Origin of the sequence: uncultured Xylophilus sp., assembly GCA_913776965.1 — a bacterium.
In the GTDB taxonomy this organism is placed as follows: domain Bacteria; phylum Pseudomonadota; class Gammaproteobacteria; order Burkholderiales; family Burkholderiaceae_C; genus Xylophilus.
In genome coordinates this window covers 1-18,951 of the sequence record CAJYQL010000002.1, presented here as the reverse complement: position 1 = coordinate 18,951, position 18,951 = coordinate 1, and the positions used below count along the sequence as shown (strand labels likewise).

Annotated in this window: 17 protein-coding genes; 1 reads left to right on the top strand and 16 read right to left on the bottom strand. The window is 69.0% G+C overall.

Going from position 1 to position 18,951, the window contains the following annotated elements; genetic code table 11:
* Window positions 1-163: 163 nt before the first annotated feature.
* Window positions 164-1,957 (top strand): lipid A export permease/ATP-binding protein MsbA, encoded by a 1,794-nt coding sequence (gene msbA / locus QZ500_RS00320; protein WP_295849485.1) that lies wholly within the window; start codon window positions 164-166, stop codon window positions 1,955-1,957.
* A gap of 239 nt (window positions 1,958-2,196) precedes the next feature.
* Here the strand turns inward: msbA and QZ500_RS00315 are convergent, their stop codons facing one another.
* The 16 genes from QZ500_RS00315 to QZ500_RS00240 form a co-directional block, all read right to left on the bottom strand.
* On the bottom strand, window positions 2,197-3,108 hold the full coding sequence (locus QZ500_RS00315; protein ID WP_295849483.1) for an SDR family oxidoreductase: 912 nt from the start codon (window positions 3,106-3,108) through the stop codon (window positions 2,197-2,199).
* 67 nt (window positions 3,109-3,175) lie between these two features.
* Window positions 3,176-4,111 carry a glutathione S-transferase family protein gene (locus QZ500_RS00310; protein ID WP_295849482.1) on the bottom strand — a complete coding sequence of 312 codons (936 nt, stop codon included), beginning with the start codon at window positions 4,109-4,111 and terminating at the stop codon, window positions 3,176-3,178.
* A 32-nt stretch (window positions 4,112-4,143) separates the two neighbouring features.
* On the bottom strand, window positions 4,144-5,160 hold the full coding sequence (locus QZ500_RS00305) for an NADP-dependent oxidoreductase (protein WP_295849480.1): 1,017 nt from the start codon (window positions 5,158-5,160) through the stop codon (window positions 4,144-4,146).
* Between the two features lie 104 nt (window positions 5,161-5,264).
* The gene (locus QZ500_RS00300; protein ID WP_295849478.1) at window positions 5,265-5,714 is read right to left on the bottom strand and encodes a PaaI family thioesterase; all 450 of its coding nucleotides are present in this window, start codon (window positions 5,712-5,714) and stop codon (window positions 5,265-5,267) included.
* 122 nt (window positions 5,715-5,836) lie between these two features.
* Window positions 5,837-6,628, bottom strand: coding sequence for an SDR family oxidoreductase (locus QZ500_RS00295; protein ID WP_295849476.1), 792 nt, complete (start codon window positions 6,626-6,628; stop codon window positions 5,837-5,839).
* Between the two features lie 94 nt (window positions 6,629-6,722).
* Window positions 6,723-6,923: a hypothetical protein gene (locus tag QZ500_RS00290; protein ID WP_295849474.1), complete on the bottom strand. Its 201-nt coding sequence runs from the start codon at window positions 6,921-6,923 to the stop codon at window positions 6,723-6,725.
* Window positions 6,924-6,948: 25 nt separating this feature from the next.
* A complete protein-coding gene (locus QZ500_RS00285) occupies window positions 6,949-8,769 on the bottom strand; it encodes an acyl-CoA dehydrogenase (RefSeq protein ID WP_295849472.1) in 1,821 nt (606 codons plus the stop codon).
* Window positions 8,770-8,788: 19 nt separating this feature from the next.
* Complete coding sequence (locus QZ500_RS00280) at window positions 8,789-9,703, bottom strand: hypothetical protein (RefSeq protein WP_295849470.1); 915 nt, start codon at window positions 9,701-9,703, stop codon at window positions 8,789-8,791.
* A gap of 97 nt (window positions 9,704-9,800) precedes the next feature.
* Window positions 9,801-10,976, bottom strand: coding sequence for an acetyl-CoA C-acyltransferase (locus QZ500_RS00275; protein ID WP_295849466.1), 1,176 nt, complete (start codon window positions 10,974-10,976; stop codon window positions 9,801-9,803).
* A gap of 16 nt (window positions 10,977-10,992) precedes the next feature.
* Window positions 10,993-13,104: a 3-hydroxyacyl-CoA dehydrogenase NAD-binding domain-containing protein gene (locus tag QZ500_RS00270; RefSeq protein ID WP_295849464.1), complete on the bottom strand. Its 2,112-nt coding sequence runs from the start codon at window positions 13,102-13,104 to the stop codon at window positions 10,993-10,995.
* A 148-nt stretch (window positions 13,105-13,252) separates the two neighbouring features.
* A complete protein-coding gene (locus QZ500_RS00265) occupies window positions 13,253-13,948 on the bottom strand; it encodes an ABC transporter ATP-binding protein (RefSeq protein WP_295849463.1) in 696 nt (231 codons plus the stop codon).
* A 1-nt stretch (window position 13,949) separates the two neighbouring features.
* On the bottom strand, window positions 13,950-14,750 hold the full coding sequence (locus QZ500_RS00260) for an ABC transporter ATP-binding protein (protein ID WP_295849461.1): 801 nt from the start codon (window positions 14,748-14,750) through the stop codon (window positions 13,950-13,952).
* Window positions 14,747-16,069, bottom strand: coding sequence for a branched-chain amino acid ABC transporter permease (locus QZ500_RS00255; RefSeq protein ID WP_295849460.1), 1,323 nt, complete (start codon window positions 16,067-16,069; stop codon window positions 14,747-14,749). Before QZ500_RS00255 ends, QZ500_RS00260 begins: the two co-directional genes overlap by 4 nt.
* A gap of 4 nt (window positions 16,070-16,073) precedes the next feature.
* Window positions 16,074-17,027, bottom strand: a complete 954-nt coding sequence (locus tag QZ500_RS00250) for a branched-chain amino acid ABC transporter permease (RefSeq protein WP_295849459.1) — start codon at window positions 17,025-17,027, stop codon at window positions 16,074-16,076.
* 157 nt (window positions 17,028-17,184) lie between these two features.
* Entirely contained in the window at window positions 17,185-18,408 is a 1,224-nt protein-coding gene (locus tag QZ500_RS00245) for a branched-chain amino acid ABC transporter substrate-binding protein (protein WP_295849487.1), read from the bottom strand.
* A gap of 189 nt (window positions 18,409-18,597) precedes the next feature.
* Window positions 18,598-18,951, bottom strand: a 354-nt coding sequence (locus QZ500_RS00240) for an ABC transporter substrate-binding protein (RefSeq protein WP_295849457.1), incomplete at its 5' end; no start/stop codon positions are given.

Here is an 18,951-nt window from a genome sequence, read left to right as displayed (position 1 = left end):
GGCGGATGCGGGCCGTAGCGGACGCCAGGCGGCCGGGCGACCCGACGATGGCAAAGCCGGAATGTTACACACTGGTGGGAAGGCGCTGTCACAAAAGGTGTGGGGCGCCGACCGGGGCGCGCCGCTGCAGGCGCCGGACCCCACCCGTAGAATCGCCGCTCCCATGAGCCGCCCCGATGCCTCCGCGCCCTCTTCTCTCTCGATGGTGCAGCGCCTGCGCCGGCTCGCCGCCTACTTCAGCGGCCAGAAGGCCGCCTGGGCCCTCGCGGTGCTGGCCACCGTCGTCGCCGCGATCACCGAGCCGCTGATCCCCGCCTTCATGCAGCCGCTGCTCGACAAGGGTTTCGTGCAGGGCGAGCTGCAGCTCTGGATGGTGCCCGCCGGGATCATGGGCCTCTTCGCGCTGCGGGGGCTCGCGCAGTTCGTCTCGCAGTACGCGCTGGCCCGGATCGCGAACGAGGGCATGGTGACGCTGCGCCGCGCGCTGTTCGCCCGGCTGCTGTCGGCCGAGATGGGCCTCTTCTCCCGCCAATCGGCCAGCGCGCTGTCGAACACGGTGGTCTACGAGGTGCAGACCGGCTCCACCCTGCTGGTGCAGGCGCTGCTCGGCCTGTCGCGCGACGGCTTCACGCTGATCGCGCTGCTCGGCTACCTGCTCTACCTGAACTGGCGGCTGACGCTGATCGTCGGCGTGCTGATCCCGGGCGTGGCCTGGATCATGAAGACGCTGTCGCGCCGGCTGTACCGGGTGACCAAGTCGAGCCAGCAGGCGACGGACGACCTCGCCTACGTGGTGGAGGAGAACGTGCTCGCGCACCGGATGGTGCGGCTGCACGGCGCCCAGGACACGCAGGCCGCGCGTTTCCAGCAGCTGAGCCGCAACCTGCGGCAACTGGCGATCAAGTCGACCATCGCGTCCGCCTCGATGACGCCGCTGACCCAGCTGCTCGCGGCGGCGGCGCTGTCGGCGGTGATCGTGATCGCGCTCTGGCAGGACCGTGCCGGCATCGACGCCCGGGGCGTGACGGTCGGCGGCTTCGTCGCCTTCATTACGGCGATGCTGATGCTGATCGCGCCGATCCGCCGGCTGGCCGAGATCGCCAGCCCGGTGACCCGCGGCGTGGCGGCGCTGGAGCGCGGCCTGACGCTGCTCGGCGAGGTCGGCGCCGAGTCCGGCGGCCAGTGGACTCCGCCTGCGGTGGACGGCCGGCCGGGCATGCGCGGCGCGATCGAATGGCGCGGCGCGACCGTCCGCTACCGCGACGATGGCGCGCCGGCGCTCGACGGCATCGACCTGTCGGTCCGGCCGGGCGAGGTGGTCGCGTTCGTCGGGCCGTCGGGTTCGGGCAAGACGACGCTGGTCAACCTGCTGCCGCGCTTCGTGTTGCCCTCCTCCGGCCAGGTGCTGCTCGACGGGCACGACGTGGCCGACTGGCAGCTGCCGGTGCTGCGGTCGCAGTTCGCGATGGTGAGCCAGGACGTGGTGATGTTCAACGACACGGTCGCGGCCAATGTGGCGATGGGCCAGCCGATCGACCGGGAACGGCTGCAGCGCTGTCTGGAAGACGCCAACCTGGCCGAGCACGTGCGCGGCCTGCCGCTCGGCATGGACACGCCGGTCGGCCACAACGCGGCGGAACTCTCGGGCGGGCAGCGGCAGCGGCTGGCCATCGCACGGGCGCTCTACAAGGATGCGCCGATCCTGATCCTGGACGAGGCGACCTCGGCCCTCGACACCGGCTCCGAACGGCTGGTCCAGCAGGCGCTGCAGCGGGTGATGCAGGGGCGGACGACCCTGGTGATCGCACACCGGCTCTCGACCATCGAGCATGCGGACCGGGTGGTGGTGATGCAGCAGGGCCGGATCGCCGAACAGGGCACGCACGCCGAACTGCTGGCGCGCGACGGGCTGTATGCACGGCTGCATCTGCCTGCGGCGGGCGTGGCCGAGTCCTGAGCCGTCGGTCGGCTGGCGAGCTGACTGCTGACTGCTGACTGCCGGACGGTCGGACGGTCGGACGGTCAGACGGTCGGACGGTCGGGTCGGTGAAGCTATCTTTTTTATAGCTGCATGCGCAGTCCCCAACTGCGCAAAGTGCCTATTTCTCTCGGATTTTCAGCGGGTCGAAAGCGCGCGCCGATATGTCGGCGGCTCGAAGCCTGACCGCGTGGACCGTCGGCCGTGCGCCCTACCCGTCACGCCGCGGGCGCCCGCAGCGCCGCGCGCAGTTGCTCGCCGAGCGCCGGCTTCGCCGCGAACGGGTCGCTGGGATTGCGGCCCTGCACGATGTCCTCCATCCGCGTCTGCACCGTGCCGAGCGCCTGCGGGTGGCTGTAGATGTAGAAACGGTCGGTCGCTGCCGCGTCGAACACCTGCGCGGCGACTTCCGCCGCGGTGACGCGGCCGCTGCCGACCGCCTTGTCGCTCATCGCCTGCCCGACCTGCTGGCTGCGGGTCGGCGCGGCGCCGGCGTCGGCGGCGGGCCGGTTGCGGTGGCTCTGGCTGATGCCGGTCGGCACGAAATACGGGCACAGCAGGCTGGCGCCGATCTGGTCGGTGACGAGGCGCAGGTCCTGGTAGAGCGTCTCGGTCAGGCTCACCACCGCATGCTTGCTGACGTTGTAGATGCCCATGTTGGGCGGCGCCAGCAGGCCGGCCATGCTGGCGGTGTTGACGATGTGGCCGCGCCAGGCCGGATCGGCCGCGGCGGCCGCCAGCATCATCGGCGTGAAGAGGCGTACGCCGTGGATCACGCCCCACAGGTTCACGCCGAGCACCCACTCCCAGTCGCGCACGCTGTTTTCCCAGACCAGCCCGCCGGCACCGACCCCCGCGTTGTTGAAGACGAAGTGCGGCGCGCCGAAACGCTGCTGCAGCTCGGCGGCCAGCGCCTCCATCTGCGCGGCATCGGACACGTCGACCCGGCGGGCGAGCACCTCGGCACCGGCGGCCTCCATTTCCGAACGCGCGCGGTCGAGGGCATCCTGCTGCACGTCCACCAGCACCAGCCGCATCCCGCGGGCCGCACCGATCCGGGCGCACTCCAGCCCGAAGCCGGACCCGGCGCCGGTCAGCACGGCGGTCTTGCCGGCGAAGTCGTCGATCATAGATGTCTCCTTGTTGTCGTTCTGGACCGTGCCGGGAGCGCACGGGCGCGCCGACCTGCAGGCGCGGTCAGGCTGCGCGCAGCACGTAGCCGATCCGCGGGAAATGCACGTGGACCGTGCCGGCGCGCGGATCTTCGCGCCGCAGGGTGAAGTGCATACGAGTCGCGGCCAGCAGTTCGCCCTCGGTCGTCTCGGGACCGAAGCTCTCGGCCGCCACCGTGACACGGCTGCCGAGCGGAATGCCGTGGTCGTCCTGGAAGGCATCGTCGCCCGCCACCGGCAGCGGCTCGGCGGCGCGGGCGACGGCGATCGCCTCCTCGGCCTCCATCCGGCCCGACGTGCCGTGGCCGATGGTGGCGATGCGGTCCATCCAGTCCAGCACCGCGGGCGTCAGGTCGAGGATGTGCGCCACCGAAGGAACGCGGGTGCGGGTGAACCAGAGCGGGTGGTAGGCCGCGAAGTCGGCGATGCACGGCAGGTCGCCAAGCAGGAACGGCCGGTCGTCGAGCATGTCGGACAGGCGCCGCAGGTACGACTTGTAGGCCGCCGCGGCATCGGCCGGCCGCAGCCGGGTCATGCCGCCCACGGCCATCGCCTTGCGGTCGTTGGCGAAAGCCTGCGCGGCCTGCGGCGGCAGGCCCGCGAACAGCTGCGCGGCGCCTTGCGGCTGCAGGTTCCAGGCCATCGCGGTCCAGAACAGCGTGGTGTCGGCCCACTGCGCGAGCGTGCGGCCCAGGCCCTTTTCCGGCTCGGGGTAGAGCGTCGGCGACGGCTGGAGGTGCTCCAGCACGTCGCAGATCAGCGCGGTGTCGCAGTAGATATCGGCGCCGATCTGCAGCACCGGTGCCCGGCGGTAGCCGCCGGTGAGCGCGGTCAGCTCCGGCTTCGGCGCGATGCTCGGGATCAGCACCGAATGCCAGGCGATCTGCTTGGCGCCCAGCACCAGCCGGACCTTTACGGAGAACGGCGACGTCGGGTAGTGGTGGAGGATCGGTTCGTGCATGGCGGCGACTCCCGGAGGCGCGACGGCGGTCGTCAGACCAGCTTGACCAGCTGCTTGCCGAAGTTGCGGCCCTTCAGCAGGCCGAGAAAGGCTTCCGGCGCGGACGCCAAGCCTTGGGCGACGGTCTCGCGCGGCTGCAGCTTGCCGGCCGCCACCAGCCCGCCGAGTTCGGCCAGCGCTTCCGGCCAGATCTCCATGTGCTCGCTGACGATGAAGCCCTCGACCTTCATGCGGTTGACCAGGATCAGCGCGGGGTTCTGCAGTGGCAGCGGCTGTCCGTCGTAGCCGGCGATCATGCCGCAGACGGCCACCCGGGCGAAGGCGTTGGCGCGCAGCAGTACCGCATCGAGGATGTAGCCGCCGACGTTCTCGAAATGGCCGTCGATGCCGTCCGGGCAGGCTTCCTTCAGCGCCTTCGACATCGCCTTCAGGTCGCCGTGCTCCCGGTGGTCAATGCAGGCGTCGAAGCCCAGCTGCCCGGTCGCATAGGCGCACTTCTCCGGTCCGCCGGCGATGCCGACCACCCGGCAGCCGCGGGCCTTGGCGAGCGCGGAATAGGCGCTGCCGACGGCCCCGGTGGCGGCGCTGACCACGACCGTCTCGCCGGCCTTCGGCGCGATGATCTTCACCAGGCCGTACCAGGCGGTGACGCCCGGCATGCCGACCGCGCCCAGGTAGTACGACAGCGGGACGTGGGTGGTATCCACCTTGCGCAGTGCGCCCGGCTGGCCCGCATCGACCACGCTGTACTCCTGCCAGCCGCCCATGCCGACGACCGGGTCGCCGACGGCGAAGCGCGGGTTGCGGCTCTCGACCACTTCGCCGACGGTGCCGCCGATCATCACCTCGCCGAGCGGCTGCGACGCCGCGTAGCTCTTGCTGTCGTTCATGCGGCCGCGCATGTACGGGTCCAGGCTCAGGTAGTGGTGGCGCACCAGCACCTGGCCGTCCTGCAGGGCGGGCGTGTCGGACGTCACGAGCCGGAAGTTGCCGGTGGTGGCTTCGCCGTCCGGGCGGTTGTCGAGCACGATCTGCTGGTTGCGGGGCATGGGGTTCTCCTGGAGGGATGGACTGCTATCGAATCAGTAGCTGCTGACGCTGGCTGCGCGGGCGCAAAAGGCCGATCTGGATCGCAAATGGCCGTACACGACCGTCAGTCCGACGACGGCGCGGCGGTGGCCGGCGCATCGGTGCGGCGCGCCACGTACTTGAATGTGCCGGTGGCGTGGGTGCACTGGTTGCCGTCGGAATCGAACACCGACGCCTCGACGAAGGCCATGGTCAGCGTGCGGTTCAGCAGCCGGCCGCGTGCAACCAGCGGGCCGCGCGCCGGGCGCATGAAGGTGGACTTCATCTCGATCGTCACCGCGCCCATCTGCGGCGCGACGCTGCGGGCCGCCGCGGCCATCGTCACATCGAGCAGCGCCATCGACGCGCCGCCGTGGGTCACGTCGAAGGTGTTGAGGTGCTCGGGCTTGGCGGTGTAGCGGATCTCCGACGTGCCGTCGACCATGCCGGTCAGCTCGAAGCCGAGGTGCGTGGCGAACGGGATGCGGATGCTGTTCCAGAGGGCGATGTTGTCTGCTTCGGTAGGGGTCGGCATGCGGAAAAAGGGGAGCGAGGAAAAGGAAACGAAAACGGCTGTCGATTCTGCCGGCGCTGCGCGGCCCGACTGCAACCGGCGTGCAACGGCGGTTGCGCGCGGTACGGGCCGACCGCGCCCGGTCAGCCGCCGGTCACCACGCTGACGCCGCCGTCCACCGCCAGCCACTGGCCGGTGATGTGCTTGCCGGCGTCCGACGCGTACAGCACGCACAGGCCCTTCAGGTCTTCGTCGTCGCCCAGCCGGCCGAGCGGCGCATGCGATGCAAGCGTCTCGGCGCCCAGCGCCTGCAGCGTGCCGGCGGTCATGCGGCTCGGGAAGAAGCCGGGGCAGATCGCGTTGACGCGGATGCCGTACGGACCCCATTCCGTCGCCAGCGCCCGGGTGAAGTTGATGACCGCACCCTTCGACGTGTTGTAGGCGATGGTCTGCATGCCGGGCCGGTTGCCGTTCAGGCCGGCGATGGATGCCACGTTGACGATGCTGCCGCTGCGCCGGCCGATCATGCAGCGCTTGGCGATCTGCTGGCTCAGCAGGAAATAGCCGCGCACGTTGAGGTTCATCACCTTGTCCCAGGCGGCGACCGGATGGTCCTCGGCCGGTGCGCCCCAGGCGGCGCCGGCGTTGTTGACCAGGATGTCGACCGGTCCCATGCGCTCGAGCGTGTCGGTCGCGAGGCGGATCACGTCGGCCTCGGAGGCGCAGTCGGCGGCGATCCAGCGGGCGTCGATGCCGCGGTCCTGCAGCTGCGCGACCGCCTGCTCCAGGTCGTCCGCCTTGCGGGAGCTGAGCATGATGCGTGCGCCCGCCTCGCCGAGCGCCTGCGCCAGCTGCAGGCCCAGGCCGCGCGAGCCGCCGGTGACGAGCGCGGTCTTGCCGGTGAGGTCGAAGAGTTGCTGGACGGTGCGGACCATGGGACGTGTCTCCTGCTGCTGCGGTGGGATCGGAATGCGGGCCATTCTGGCCGTGCCGCCACCGTGCCGCTGTCCCTCCTGCGATAGCGCCGGGTCAGTCCTGGTCGAGGCGGGCGCGCACGAAGATCAGCACCACCCCGGCGATGGCGGCGACCACGCCGATCACCACCAGCGGATGCGACACGATCGCCCCGGCACGGGCGGTGACGGCGCCGGCCAGGATCGACAGCAGGCCGCCGTAGATCAGGATCCAGATCAAGTTCTCGAGGCGCTTGTGCGGTTTGGGTGCGGTCATGGAAAGGGGGGCGGCGGCAGGGGTGTCAGAACGCCTCCTCGGGCATACCGGCGCAGGTCATGTCGCGGTCGCGCACCACCTGCAGCCAGGCGCCGATGCGGGGCAGCTCGTAATGATAGAAGTAGCGCGCCGCGGTGCGCCGGCCGACCGCCGCCGGCGCGTCGCCCGGCGAGGCCAGCGCCAACTCCAGCCAGATCCAGGCGAGCACCGTGTGGCCGAAGGCCTGCATGTAGGGCACCGCGTTTGCCAGCGCCTCCGCCGGCGTGTCGGTCGCCCAGGCGGCCTTGGTGGCGGCGCCCACCTGCTGCAGCGCGGCGCCCAGCGCATTCGCATGCGCGGCGAGCGCCGGCTGCTGGATCGCCCGCTCGATGGTCGCGTTGATCCGGCCGGCCAGCAGCATCAGGCCGCGGCCGCCTTCCATCGTCACCTTGCGGCCGAGCAGGTCGAGCGCCTGGATGCCGTGGGTGCCCTCGTGGATCATGTTGAGCCGGTTGTCGCGCCAGTACTGCTCGACCGGGAAGTCTCGGGTGTAGCCGTAGCCGCCGTGCACCTGGATCGCGAGCGAATTGGCCTCCAGGCAGAACTCGCTCGGCCAGCTCTTGGCGATAGGCGTCAGCACTTCCAGCAGCAGGCGGGCCTCGTCGGCCGCCGCCGCGTCGCCGGTGTCCTGCTCGTCCACCAGCCGCGCGCAGTACAGCTCCAGCGCCAGCGCGCCCTCGCAGTAGGCCTTCTGCGCGAGCAGCATGCGCTTCACATCCGCGTGCTCGACGATCCGCACCGGCGGCTGCGCCGGGTCCTTGCCGGCCGGGCCGACCGGTCGGCCCTGGGGCCGGTCGCGGGCGTAGGCGAGCGACGCGTGGTAGCCCGCCATGCCGAGCATCGTCGCCGCCATGCCGATGGCGATGCGCGCCTCGTTCATCATGTGGAACATGCAGTGCAGGCCCTTGCCGGGCTGCCCGACGAGGTACCCCACGGCGCCGGGCCGGCCCTCCACCGGATAGCGGCCCTCTCCGAAATTGAGCAGCGTGTTGGTCGTGCCGCGCCAGCCGAGCTTGTGGTTCAGGCCCGCGAGCGCCACATCGTTGCGCACACCGGTCAGCCGGCCGTCGGCATCGACCAAGTGCTTGGGCACGATAAAGAGGGAAATGCCGCGCGTGCCCGGCACCGGCCGGCCGTCGGGGCCGGGAATCTTCGCGAGCACCAGGTGCACGATGTTCTCGGTCAGCTCGTGGTCGCCCGAGGAGATCCACATCTTGTTGCCGGTCAGCCGGTAGCGCGGGCCGAGCGGATCGGCACCGCTGCCCTCGCCGTCCGGCACCGCGCGGGTCGCAATGTCCGACAGGCTGGAGCCGGCCTGCGGCTCCGACAGCGCCATCGTGCCCGCCCAGTCGCCGGCGAATTCGCGCGCAGCGAACACCGCCTGCTGGCGCGGGGTGCCGTGGACCTTCAGCAGGTTCGCGTTGCCGGTGGTCAGCAGGTTGGAGCCGATGCTGATCGAGGCCATCGCGAAGAAGGCATTGGCCGACGCCTCCACGGTGTAGGGCAGCTGCATGCCGCCGTCCTCGTAGTCCTGCGCGGCGGCGAGCATGCCACTGTCGGCATAGGCGCGCCGCGCCTCGTGGGTGGCGCGGGGCTGCACCACGCGGTCGTTCTCGACCCGCGGTTCCTCGGTGTCGACCAGCCGGTTGAACGGCGCGTACTTCTCGCGGGCGATGCGTTCGCAGGTGTCGAGCACCGCGTCGAAGGTCTCGCGCGAATGCTCGGCAAAGCGGGGGCGTTCCGGCAGGCGGTCGACCTGGAGCCAGTCGTAGAGCAGGAAATCGAGGGTGGAACGCAGGTCGGCCATCGGGCGCTTTCGGACAGGGTCAGGTGAGCCAGGGATACGGCAGCGGCCGCCACGGCCGGCCGACGGCCTTGCGCAGTTGGCGCCACCACTTGGGCTGGCGGTTGAAGGCGAGCTTGGGCGCGATGCGCCGCTGCGGATCGACCTGCGGCAGCAGCGCGATCCAGCCGTCGGGCGGCGTGCCGCGGTAGTGGGCGAAGAATGCCGCCAGGTCGTCGCGGAATTCCTTGAACACGTGGTAGTGCAGCAGCCAAGGCGCTGCCGGCCGCGGCACGATGCGGTGCTCGGCCAGTACAGCCGCCAGCGCCACCTGCTCTGCGGTCGCGATCGGCAGCACGGCATGGATCGCATCGGTCAGTTCGAGCGTTTCGGCGATCAGGCCGAAGCGGTCGCCGCGCAGCCCGATCGCACCGGAATTCCACAGCGGCAGGTCGGGCGCGAGCCGCTGCGGGCGGCCGCCGATCGTGAACGACCGGTGGCGGCTCATTGCATGCAGCCGGCCCTGCGAGCGGGTGTGCCGCCGGTTGCCGGCGATGGTGCCTTCCCGCTCGTGCAGGAACACGTCGCCGGCATGCACCGCGGCGAACAGCGGTGCCGGGTCGGCGAGGAAGCTGGTGTCGGAATCGACGAAGAGGAAGGCATCGTCGGTGCAGCCCTGGACGCTCGCCACCGCATGCAGGATCGCCAGCGGCTTGATCCGGTGGATGTAGCCCTGCGGCCCGCCGCGCCAGGCGGTGAGCTGCGCGGCATCGACCGGCAGGTAGCGCACGTCGTCGCCGTCGCCGTCGCCCAGGATCGCGCGGAATTCATCCGGAACGTCGGTGACGACCAGTGCCACCGCCCCGTGCACGCCGGACGCGCCGGTGGTGCGCCGGGCGCGCCAGGTGAGCAGCAGGTGGATCGCCTCCTGCCGGTAGCAGGCGGCGCCGTGCGCCATCGTGATCAGGTAGTCCAGGGCCGTTCTCCGGTGCGGTGCAGAACCGGCGATTGTCCCGCCCCGTCCCGCCCCGCCTGCCGCCCGGCGGCGCCGGCGGTCACAGCACCTCGAAGATGCCCGCTGCGCCCATGCCGCCGCCGACGCACATCGTCACCGCCACCCGCTTCGCGCCGCGGCGCTTGCCCTCGATCAGCGCATGGCCGGTGAGCCGCTGGCCCGACACCCCGTACGGGTGGCCGAGCGCGATCGCACCGCCGTTCACGTTCAGCCGATCGGCGGGGATGCCGAGCTTGTCGCGGCAGTAGAGCACCTGCACCGCGAAGGCTTCGTTCAGCTCCCACAGGTCGATGTCCGACACCTTGAGGCCGAGCCGGTCCAGCACCTTGGGTACCGCGAAGACCGGGCCGATGCCCATCTCGTCGGGTTCGCAGCCGGCGACGGCGAAGCCGAGAAAACGGCCGAGCGGTTTCAGGCCGTGCTTCTGGGCGTAGTCCTCGTGCACCATCACGCAGGCGCCGGCGCCGTCGGAAAACTGGCTGGCATTGCCCGCCGAAATCAGGCCACCCGGCAGGGCCGAGCGGATGCCGGCGATACCTTCCTTGGTCGTGCCTTCGCGGGTGCCCTCGTCGCGGCTCACCGTGACCTCGCGGGTGCGCAGGCCCATGACTTTGTCGGCGACGCCGGCGGTCACGGTGATCGGTGCGATCTCGTCGTCGAACAGTCCCGCGGCCTGGGCGGCACAGGCGCGCTGCTGGCTGGCCGCGCCGTATTCGTCCATCGCATCGCGGCCGATACCGTAGCGCTTGGCGACCTGCTCGGCGGTCTCGAGCATGCTCCAGTAGATCTCGGGCTTCTGCTTCATCAGGTTCGGGTCGCGCAGCATGTGGGTGTTGACCTCCTGCTGCACGCAGGAAATGCTTTCCACGCCGCCGGCGACATAGACGTCGCCCTCGCCCGCCACGATGCGCTGCGCGGCCATCGCGATCGTCTGCAGCCCCGAGGAGCAGAAACGGTTGACCGTGACGCCCGACACGGTCACCGGCAGGCCGGCCGACAGGGCGATCTGGCGGCCGATGTTGGAGCCGGTGGCACCTTCCGGCGACGCGCAGCCCATCAGGACGTCCTCGACGTGCGCGCCGTCGATGCCGGCGCGGGCGATGGCATGGCGCACCGCATGGCCGCCGAGGGTGGCGCCATGGGTCATGTTGAAAGCGCCCTTCCAGCTCTTGGCGAGCGGCGTGCGGGCGGTGGAGACGATGAGAGCCTGGGTCATGGGAATCCTGCGGTGATCAGTTGAACGTCTTGCCTTCGGCCGCCAGGCGCGCCAGCAGCGGCGCGGGCTGCCAGAAGTCGGCGTCGTCCCGCGGATTGCGCGCGAAGCGCTGCATGCTCTGCACCACGTTGAACAGGCCGACCTGGTCGGCGTAATGCATCGGGCCGCCGCGCCAGGCCGGGAAGCCGTAGCCGGTCAGGTAGACCATGTCGATGTCGCTCGCCTTGGACGCGATGCCGTCCTCCAGGATGCGGGCGCCCTCGTTCACCAGCGAATAGACGAGCCGCTGCACGATCTCCTCGTCGCCGATCTTGCGCGGCGTGATGCCGAGCGCCTGCCGGTGTTGCTCGACCATCTCGTTGACGGCGGCCGACGGGATCGCGTCGCGCTTGCCCGGCTGGTAGTCGTACCAGCCGGCGCCGGTCTTCTGGCCGAAGCGGCCCATCTCGCAGAGCAGGTCGGCGGTCTTGCTGTACTTCATCTGCGGCTTTTCCACGTAGCGCCGCTTGCGGATCGCCCAGCCGATGTCGTTGCCTGCCAGGTCGCCCATCCGGAACGGCCCCATCGCGAAGCCGAACTTCTCGATGGCCTTGTCCACCTGCTGCGGCGTGCAGCCCTCCTCCAGCAGAAAACCGGCCTGCCGGCTGTACTGCTCGATCATGCGGTTGCCGATGAAGCCGTCGCACACGCCCGAGACCACGGCGGTCTTTTTGATCTTCTTCGCGATGGCCATGACCGTCGCCAGCACGTCCTTGGCGGTCTCTTTGCCGCGCACGACTTCCAGCAGCTTCATCACGTTGGCCGGGCTGAAGAAATGCATGCCCACCACGTCCTGCGGACGCCGGGTGAAGGCGGCGATCTTGTCCACGTCGAGCGTCGAGGTGTTGGAGGCCAGGATCGCACCGGGCTTCGCCACCGCGTCGAGCTGCTGGAACACCGTCTCCTTCACGCCGAGTTCCTCGAACACGGCCTCGATGATCAGGTCGGCATCCTTCAGGGCGGCGTAGTCCAGCGTAGTGGAGAGCAGCGCCATCCGCTCGTCGTACTTCTCCTGCTTGAGCTTGCCCTTCTTGACCTGCGCCTCGTAGTTCTTGCGGATGGTGGCGATGCCGCGGTCCAGCGCTTCCTGCTTCGTTTCCAGGATCGTGACCGGGATGCCCGCGTTCAGGAAGTTCATCGCGATGCCGCCGCCCATCGTGCCGGCGCCGACCACGCCGACCGTACGGATCTCGCGCTTGGCGGTGTCCTCGGGCACGTCCGGGATCTTCGAGGCTGCACGCTCCGACACGAAGATGTGCCGAAGCGCCCGGCATTCGGGCGTCCACATCAGGTTGATGAAGGTCTCGCGCTCGAAGGCGAGGCCGTCCTCAAATTTCTTCTTGGTGGCTGCCTCCACCGTATCCACGCACTTGAGCGGCGCGGGGAAATTCTTGGCCATGCCCTTGACCATGTTGCGGGCGAACTGGAAGTACGCATCGCCGAGCGGATGCTTGCACGGCAGGTCGCGCACCAGTGGCAGCGGCGATCCGTCGGCATGGCGGGCGCCGACCTCGCGGGCGAAAGCGAGCGCTTCCTCGGCGAGCGATGCGGCCGATGCGGCGACCTTGTCGAACAGCTTCTGGCCGGGCTGCTGCGCCAGCAGTTCGCTCTTCACCGGCTCGCCGGAGACGATCATGTTCAGCGCGGTCTCCACGCCGAGGACCCGCGGCAGCCGCTGGGTGCCGCCGGCACCCGGCACCAGTCCCAGCTTGACTTCCGGCAGCGCGACGCTGGTACCCGGCGCCACGATCCGGTAGTGCGCGCCGAGCGCCAGTTCCAGACCGCCGCCCATCACGACCGAGTGCATCGCGGCGACGACCGGCTTGGTGGAGAGTTCGACGGCACGAATCACGCTCAGCAGGTTGGGCTCCTGCAGCGCCTTGGGCGAACCGAATTCCTTGATGTCGGCGCCGCCCGAGAACGCCTTGCCGGCGCCGGTCAGCACGATGGCCTTCACGGCCGCGTCGGCCTGCGCCTTCGCCAGCGCATCGGTGATGCCCTGGCGGGTCGCCAGGCCGAGGCCGTTGACGGGGGGATTGTTCAGCGTGATCACGGCGATGTCGCCGTGGACTTGGTACTCAGCCGTCATGCGGATGTCCTCTGGTGGTACGAATAGAACGATCGTGCGTTTTGCCGGACGATTCTAGGAGTCCGATGCTGCGACGCAATACGGGAGGACCCCGGGCGGGTCGTGCCGGCGACAGGCGCCACAGCGGCGCCGTGCCGTGGCCGGCCGGTCAGACTTCCAGCCACTCCTTGCGCACGCCGGCATCGGCACGCAGGCCGGCAGGCGTGCCGTCGAAGACGATGGTGCCGTGGCCCATCACCAGCGCCCGGTCGGAGATCTCCATCGCGATGGTCAGCTTCTGCTCGATCAGCAGCACCGAGACGCCCCGGTCCTTCAGCGTCTTAAGGTACTGGCCGACCAGTTCGACGATCTTGGGCGCGAGGCCCTCGGTCGGCTCGTCAATGATGATCAGGTCGGGGTCGCCCATCAGCGTGCGGCAGAGGGTCAGCATCTGCTGCTCGCCGCCGGACATCACGCCGGCCTCGGTGTGCTGGCGCTCCTTCAGCCGCGGGAACATCGTGTACATGTCGTCGAAGCCCCAGCGGCTGTCGCGACCCTTGCCCTTCTGGCCCAGCAGCAGGTTCTGGTGCACGGTGAGGTTCGGGAAGATATCGCGGTTCTCGGGCACGTAGCCGATGCCGCGGTGGGCGATCTCGTAGGCCTTGCAGCCAGAGAGGCTGCGGTCCTTCCACTGCATCTCGCCTTCCCAGTGCACCAGCCCCATGATCGCCTTGGCGGTCGTGGAACGGCCCGAGCCGTTGCGGCCGAGCAGCGCGACGATCTCGCCGGGCCGCACGTCGAAGCTGACGCCGTGGAGCACATGGCTCTTGCCGTAGTAGGCATGCAGGTTGCGCAACGACAGCATCTCAGTGCCCTCCGTGCGCGGCTTGCGCGGCGGGCGTGCCCAGGTACGCCTCCTGCACCCGCGGATTCGCGCGCACCGCCTCGGGCGTGTCGAAGGCGATCACCTCGCCGTAGACGACCACCGCGATCTTGTCGGCCAGGCCGAACACCACGCCCATGTCGTGCTCCACGGTCAGCAGGGTCTTGCCCTCGGTCACCTGCCGGATCAGGTCGATGAAATGCCGGGTCTCGCTGCGGCTCATGCCGGCGGTGGGCTCGTCGAGCAGGATCACGTCGGCCCCGCCGGCGATCGTCACCCCGATCTCCAATGCGCGCTGCTCGGCATAGGTCAGGTTGGCGGCCAGCACGTCGCGCTTGGCCGCCAGGCCGATGCGCTGCAGCAGTGCGTCGGTGCGGTCGTTCGCATCGTGCAGGCCCGACAGGAAGCGCAGGAAGGTGTAGCGGTAGCCCAGGCTCCACAGCACCCCGCAGCGCAGGTTCTCGAACACGCTCAGCTTCGGGAAGATGTTGGTGATCTGGAAGCTGCGGGCCAGGCCCATGCGGTTGATCTCGTACGGCGTGCGTCCGTCGATGCGCTGGCCGTGCAGCAGCACCTCGCCGCTGGTGGGCGCGAGGCGGCCGCTGATCAGGTTGAACAGCGTGGACTTGCCGGCGCCGTTCGGACCGATCACCGCGACGCGTTCGCCGGCGGCCACCTGCAGCTCCGCGCCACGGATGATCTCGGTACGGCCGAAGGATTTGCGCAGCTGACGCAGTTCGATGGCCGGCGCGCGGCCGGCAGCAGGATGCAGGGCGGCCGTCATGCCGAACCCTCCTTGCGGATCGTGGCTTCGATGGATTCCTGCACCGCGTTCCACTGCGCGAGGAAGCGCCGCCGCCGCCATTCCAGCAGCACGGCACCGACGACGAACAGCACGGCCGCCGCCACCCAGCTGCCGACGCCGTGGGCATCGAGCGTGAGACCGGCGAAGGAGAGCTGCGAGCCGAGCGCCGCATTGAGCTGCAGGTGGTAGAGCATTTCGATGGCCATCGCGGCACCGGCCGTCAGCACCAGGGCGGCCCCGGCCATCGCGGCATAGTGCGGCAGCAGCCGGCGCAGCAGGCCGTGGCGCGCCACCCGCAGATTCGTCATGATCAGGCTGGCGATGCCGCCGGGGGCGTACATCACCATCAGCAGGAAGATGAGGCCCAGGTACAGCAGCCAGGCCTTGGTCAATTCCGACAGCAGCACCGAGGCCAGCACCAGCAGCACCGCACCGATGATCGGCCCGAAGAAGAAGGTGGCGCCGCCGAGGAAGGTGAACAGCAGGTAGCCGCCGGAGCGCACCACGCTCACGCTGTCGGCCGCGGTGACGATCTCGAAATTGATCGCCGCCAGGCCGCCGCCGATGCCGGCAAAGAAGCCGGCGATCATGAAGGCTAGGTAGCGGATGCGCCGTGTGCTGAAGCCGATGAACTCGACCCGCTCCGGGTTGTCGCGCACCGCATTCAGCATGCGGCCGAGGGGCGTGCCGGTGAAGGCGAACATCAGGGCGGTGCAGACGAAGCAGTACACCGCGATCAGGTAGTACACCTGCAGCTGCGAGCCGAAATCGAAGCCGAGGAATTTGGCGCCGTACACCCGGTTGGTGCTGATGCCGCCCTCCCCGCCGAAGACTTCGGGGAACATCAGCGCCATCGACGCCACCAGCTCGCCCACGCCGAGGGTGATCATCGCGAAGGTGGTGCCTGCCTTGCGGGTGGTGACGAAGCCGAGGAGTGCCGCGATCGCGAGCCCGCCCAGGCCGCCCACCAGCGGCACCAGCACGAGCGGGACCGGCGGGCCTCCAGGTCCTGCGGCCAGGTTCATGGCATGGACTGCGGCGAAGGCGCCCAAACCGGTATACACCGCATGGCCGAAGCTCAGCATGCCGCCCTGCCCGAGCAGCACGTTGTACGACAGGCAGATGATGATCACGTAGCCGATCTGCGACAGCATCGTGAGCGCGAGGCTGCTGCGGAACAGCATCGGCGCCACGATCAGCGCCAGCGCGAAGCCTGTCCAGACGACGATGCGGCCGATGTTCAGCGGACGGAAACGGTAGTGCGTCGACGCCGACGCGGAGACGGGAACGGCAGCCATCGCGTCAGTCCTCCCGCGTTCCGAGCAGGCCGCGCGGCCGGAAGATCAGCATCAGCACCAGCAGCAGGTACGGCAGGATCGGCGCCACCTGCGACACGGTGAGCCGCAGCAGCGGCCAGCCGAAGGTCTGCTCGCCGACCGCCATGCCGGCCGACCGCAGCGCGCCGGCCAGCGACCAGTCGAGCGCCACCGCGAAGGTCTGCAGCAGCCCGATCAGCAGCGAGGCGAGGAACGCGCCCGCCAGCGAGCCCATGCCGCCCACCACCACCACCACGAAGATGATCGAGCCGACCGACGCGGCCATCGCCGGCTCGGTCACGTAGGTGTTGCCGCCGACCACCCCGGCCAGCCCGGCCAGTGCGGCACCGCCGCCGAACACCATCATGAAGACGCGCGGCACGTTGTGGCCGAGGGCTTCGGTCATCTCCGGGTGCTTCAGCGCGGCCTGGATCACCAGCCCGACGCGGGTCCGGGTCAGCACCAGCCAGACCGACGCCAGCATCACCAGCGCCACCAGCATCACGAAGCTGCGCGACTTGGGGAACTGCGTGCCGTAGAGCGTGAAGAGCGGCCCCTGCAACTGCGGCGGCAGTGCGTAGGGCACCGTGGAGCGGCCCCACACCAGCTGCACCAGCTCCAGGATCAAATACGACAGGCCGAAAGTGACCAACAGCTCCGGCACATGGCCGAACTTGTGCACCCGGCGCAGGCTGTAGCGCTCGAACGCGGCGCCGAGCAGCCCGACCACCAGCGGCGCGACGATCAGCGCCGGCCAGTAGCCCACCACCTGCGAGATGCTGTACGCGAAGTACGCCCCCAGCATGTAGAAGCTGGTGTGCGCGAAATTGAGCACGCCCATCATGCTGAAGATGAGCGTCAGGCCCGAGCTCAGCATGAAGAGCAGCAGGCCATAGCTCACCCCATTCAGCAGGGAGATGACGAAGAATTCCAGGGTCATGCAGGAGAGTCCAGCGTAAGAAAGAGCCCCTCCGGGCCCGGAAGCGACCGTGCATCATCCAGGGACACCGAGGGTCCGGCTCCGCCGGCCCTCGGGTGTCGCCCCCGGCAGGGGGTTGGCGGAGCGCACACCGTGCGCGCAGCCTGGGGGCGAGCGGTCAGCCCGGCCGCTTCATCTGGCACGAGGTCGGCGTGCTCGACACATACGACTCGTAGTACTTCACCGGTGCCAGCGTGTAGCCGGTGTTCTCCGGGCTGTACGGATACTTGCCGCCCGCTTTCTCCCACTTGGAGATGAACAGGCCCTGCTGCAGCTGATGGTCGGTCTTGCGCAGCTCCACGTCGCCGTTGAAGCTCTTGAACTTCATGCCTTCCATCGTCGACGCCACCTTGACCGGATCGGTCGACTTGCTGCGCACGAAGGCCTCGACCAGCGCCGCATAGACGGTATAGATGTCGGTGGTGTACAGGTCGTCGTTGAACTTCGCCTTGTAGGCATCGGCCAGCCGGCCGATCTCGCCGCCCATGTTGTAGTGGCCGTAGCCGACCGCATACACCTTGCCGTCCGAGGCCGCGCCCATCGCGGTGGGCGTCCCGGTCGTCACCGCGTAGTAGGTGTAGAACTTGACGTTCAGGCCCGCGTCGTTGGCCGACTTGATCAAGAGCGCCAGGTCGGAACCCCAGTTGCCGGTGATGACCGAGTCGGCGCCCGACTGCTTGATCTTCGCGATGTAGGGCGCGAAATCGCGCACCTGCGCGAGCGGGTGCAGGTCTTCGCCGACCACCTGGATGTCGGGGCGCTTGCGCTGCAGGTTTTCCTTCGCGTACTTCGCGACCTGCTGGCCGTGCGAATAGTTCTGGTTGATCAGGTAGACCTTCTTGATCTCCGGCTGGTCCTTCATGTAGGTGGTCAGCGCCTCCATCTTCATCGAGGTGTCGGCGTCGAAGCGGAAGTGCCAGTAGCTGCACTTGCTGTTGGTCAGGTCCGGGTCCACCGCGGCGTAGTTGAGGAACAGCACCTCCTTGCCGGGGTTGCGCGCGTTGTGCTTTTCCAGCGCGTCGATGATCGCGAGTGCCGGACCGGACCCGTTGCCCTGCACCACGTAGCGGGCGCCCTGGTCCATCGCCGAGCGCAGCGCGCTGGTGGTCTCCTGCGGGCTCAGCTTGTTGTCGATGCCGATGATCTCGAACTTCACGCCGGCCGCGTTCTTCTTGTTGAACTCCTCGGCCAGGAACTGGAAGGTCTTGAGCTGGTTCGTGCCCACCGCCGCCATCAGGCCCGACAGCGGATCGAGCCAGGCGATCTTGACGGTCTCGCCCTGCTGGGCAAAAGCGCTGCTGCCGAAGGCCAGGACGCAGGCCGCGGCGGTGAATTTGAAAATGGTCTTCAAGGCATGTCTCCTGAGTGGTGTTCCGGTGCTGGAACTTGCACGAGCGTACAGTGCTTCAGCGCCCGCTCGCTAGGGGAAAGCCCCGCGATTCCCCTCTGGAGACTGCCTTTTCTATCACCCGTGCGACAGGCGCCGAAGCTGCCTTCTACCCTGCGGTAGCACGGCCCTGGTGCACGGGCCTCAGGGCCGCTTCATCTGGCAGCTGGTGGGGGTGCTGGCGACGTAGGGCTCGTAGTACTTCACGGGTGCGAAGGTGTAGCCGGTGTTCTCCGCGTCGTAGGGATACTTGCCGCCGGCCTTCTCCCAGCGGGTGATGTACAGGCCCTGCTGCAGCTGGTGGTCCGCCTTGCGCATCTCGACCTCGCCGTTGAAGCTCTTGATGGTCATGCCCTCCAGCGCGGCGGCCACCTTCACCGGATCGGTGGATCTGGTCTTGACGAAGGCCGCATCCAGCAGCGCGAAGGTGTGGTAGATCGAGTTCTGCGTCATGTCGTCGTTCATGCGCTTCTTGAAGTCGGCCATCAGCGGCTGGAT

Bases quoted from the DNA above. Each gene is read 5' to 3' on its own strand.
- QZ500_RS00315 (WP_295849483.1), bottom strand. From the start codon at position 3,108: ATGATCGACGACTTCGCCGGCAAGACCGCCGTGCTGACCGGCGCCGGG.
- QZ500_RS00255 (WP_295849460.1), bottom strand. From the start codon at position 16,069: ATGGCTGCCGTTCCCGTCTCCGCGTCGGCGTCGACGCACTACCGTTTC.
- QZ500_RS00260 (WP_295849461.1), bottom strand. From the start codon at position 14,750: ATGACGGCCGCCCTGCATCCTGCTGCCGGCCGCGCGCCGGCCATCGAA.
- QZ500_RS00270 (WP_295849464.1), bottom strand. From the start codon at position 13,104: ATGACGGCTGAGTACCAAGTCCACGGCGACATCGCCGTGATCACGCTG.
- QZ500_RS00295 (WP_295849476.1), bottom strand. From the start codon at position 6,628: ATGGTCCGCACCGTCCAGCAACTCTTCGACCTCACCGGCAAGACCGCG.
- QZ500_RS00285 (WP_295849472.1), bottom strand. From the start codon at position 8,769: ATGGCCGACCTGCGTTCCACCCTCGATTTCCTGCTCTACGACTGGCTC.
- QZ500_RS00310 (WP_295849482.1), bottom strand. From the start codon at position 4,111: ATGCACGAACCGATCCTCCACCACTACCCGACGTCGCCGTTCTCCGTA.
- QZ500_RS00280 (WP_295849470.1), bottom strand. From the start codon at position 9,703: ATGGCGCACGGCGCCGCCTGCTACCGGCAGGAGGCGATCCACCTGCTG.
- QZ500_RS00250 (WP_295849459.1), bottom strand. From the start codon at position 17,027: ATGACCCTGGAATTCTTCGTCATCTCCCTGCTGAATGGGGTGAGCTAT.
- msbA (WP_295849485.1), top strand. From the start codon at position 164: ATGAGCCGCCCCGATGCCTCCGCGCCCTCTTCTCTCTCGATGGTGCAG.
- QZ500_RS00305 (WP_295849480.1), bottom strand. From the start codon at position 5,160: ATGCCCCGCAACCAGCAGATCGTGCTCGACAACCGCCCGGACGGCGAA.
- QZ500_RS00275 (WP_295849466.1), bottom strand. From the start codon at position 10,976: ATGACCCAGGCTCTCATCGTCTCCACCGCCCGCACGCCGCTCGCCAAG.
- QZ500_RS00290 (WP_295849474.1), bottom strand. From the start codon at position 6,923: ATGACCGCACCCAAACCGCACAAGCGCCTCGAGAACTTGATCTGGATC.
- QZ500_RS00265 (WP_295849463.1), bottom strand. From the start codon at position 13,948: ATGCTGTCGTTGCGCAACCTGCATGCCTACTACGGCAAGAGCCATGTG.
- QZ500_RS00300 (WP_295849478.1), bottom strand. From the start codon at position 5,714: ATGCCGACCCCTACCGAAGCAGACAACATCGCCCTCTGGAACAGCATC.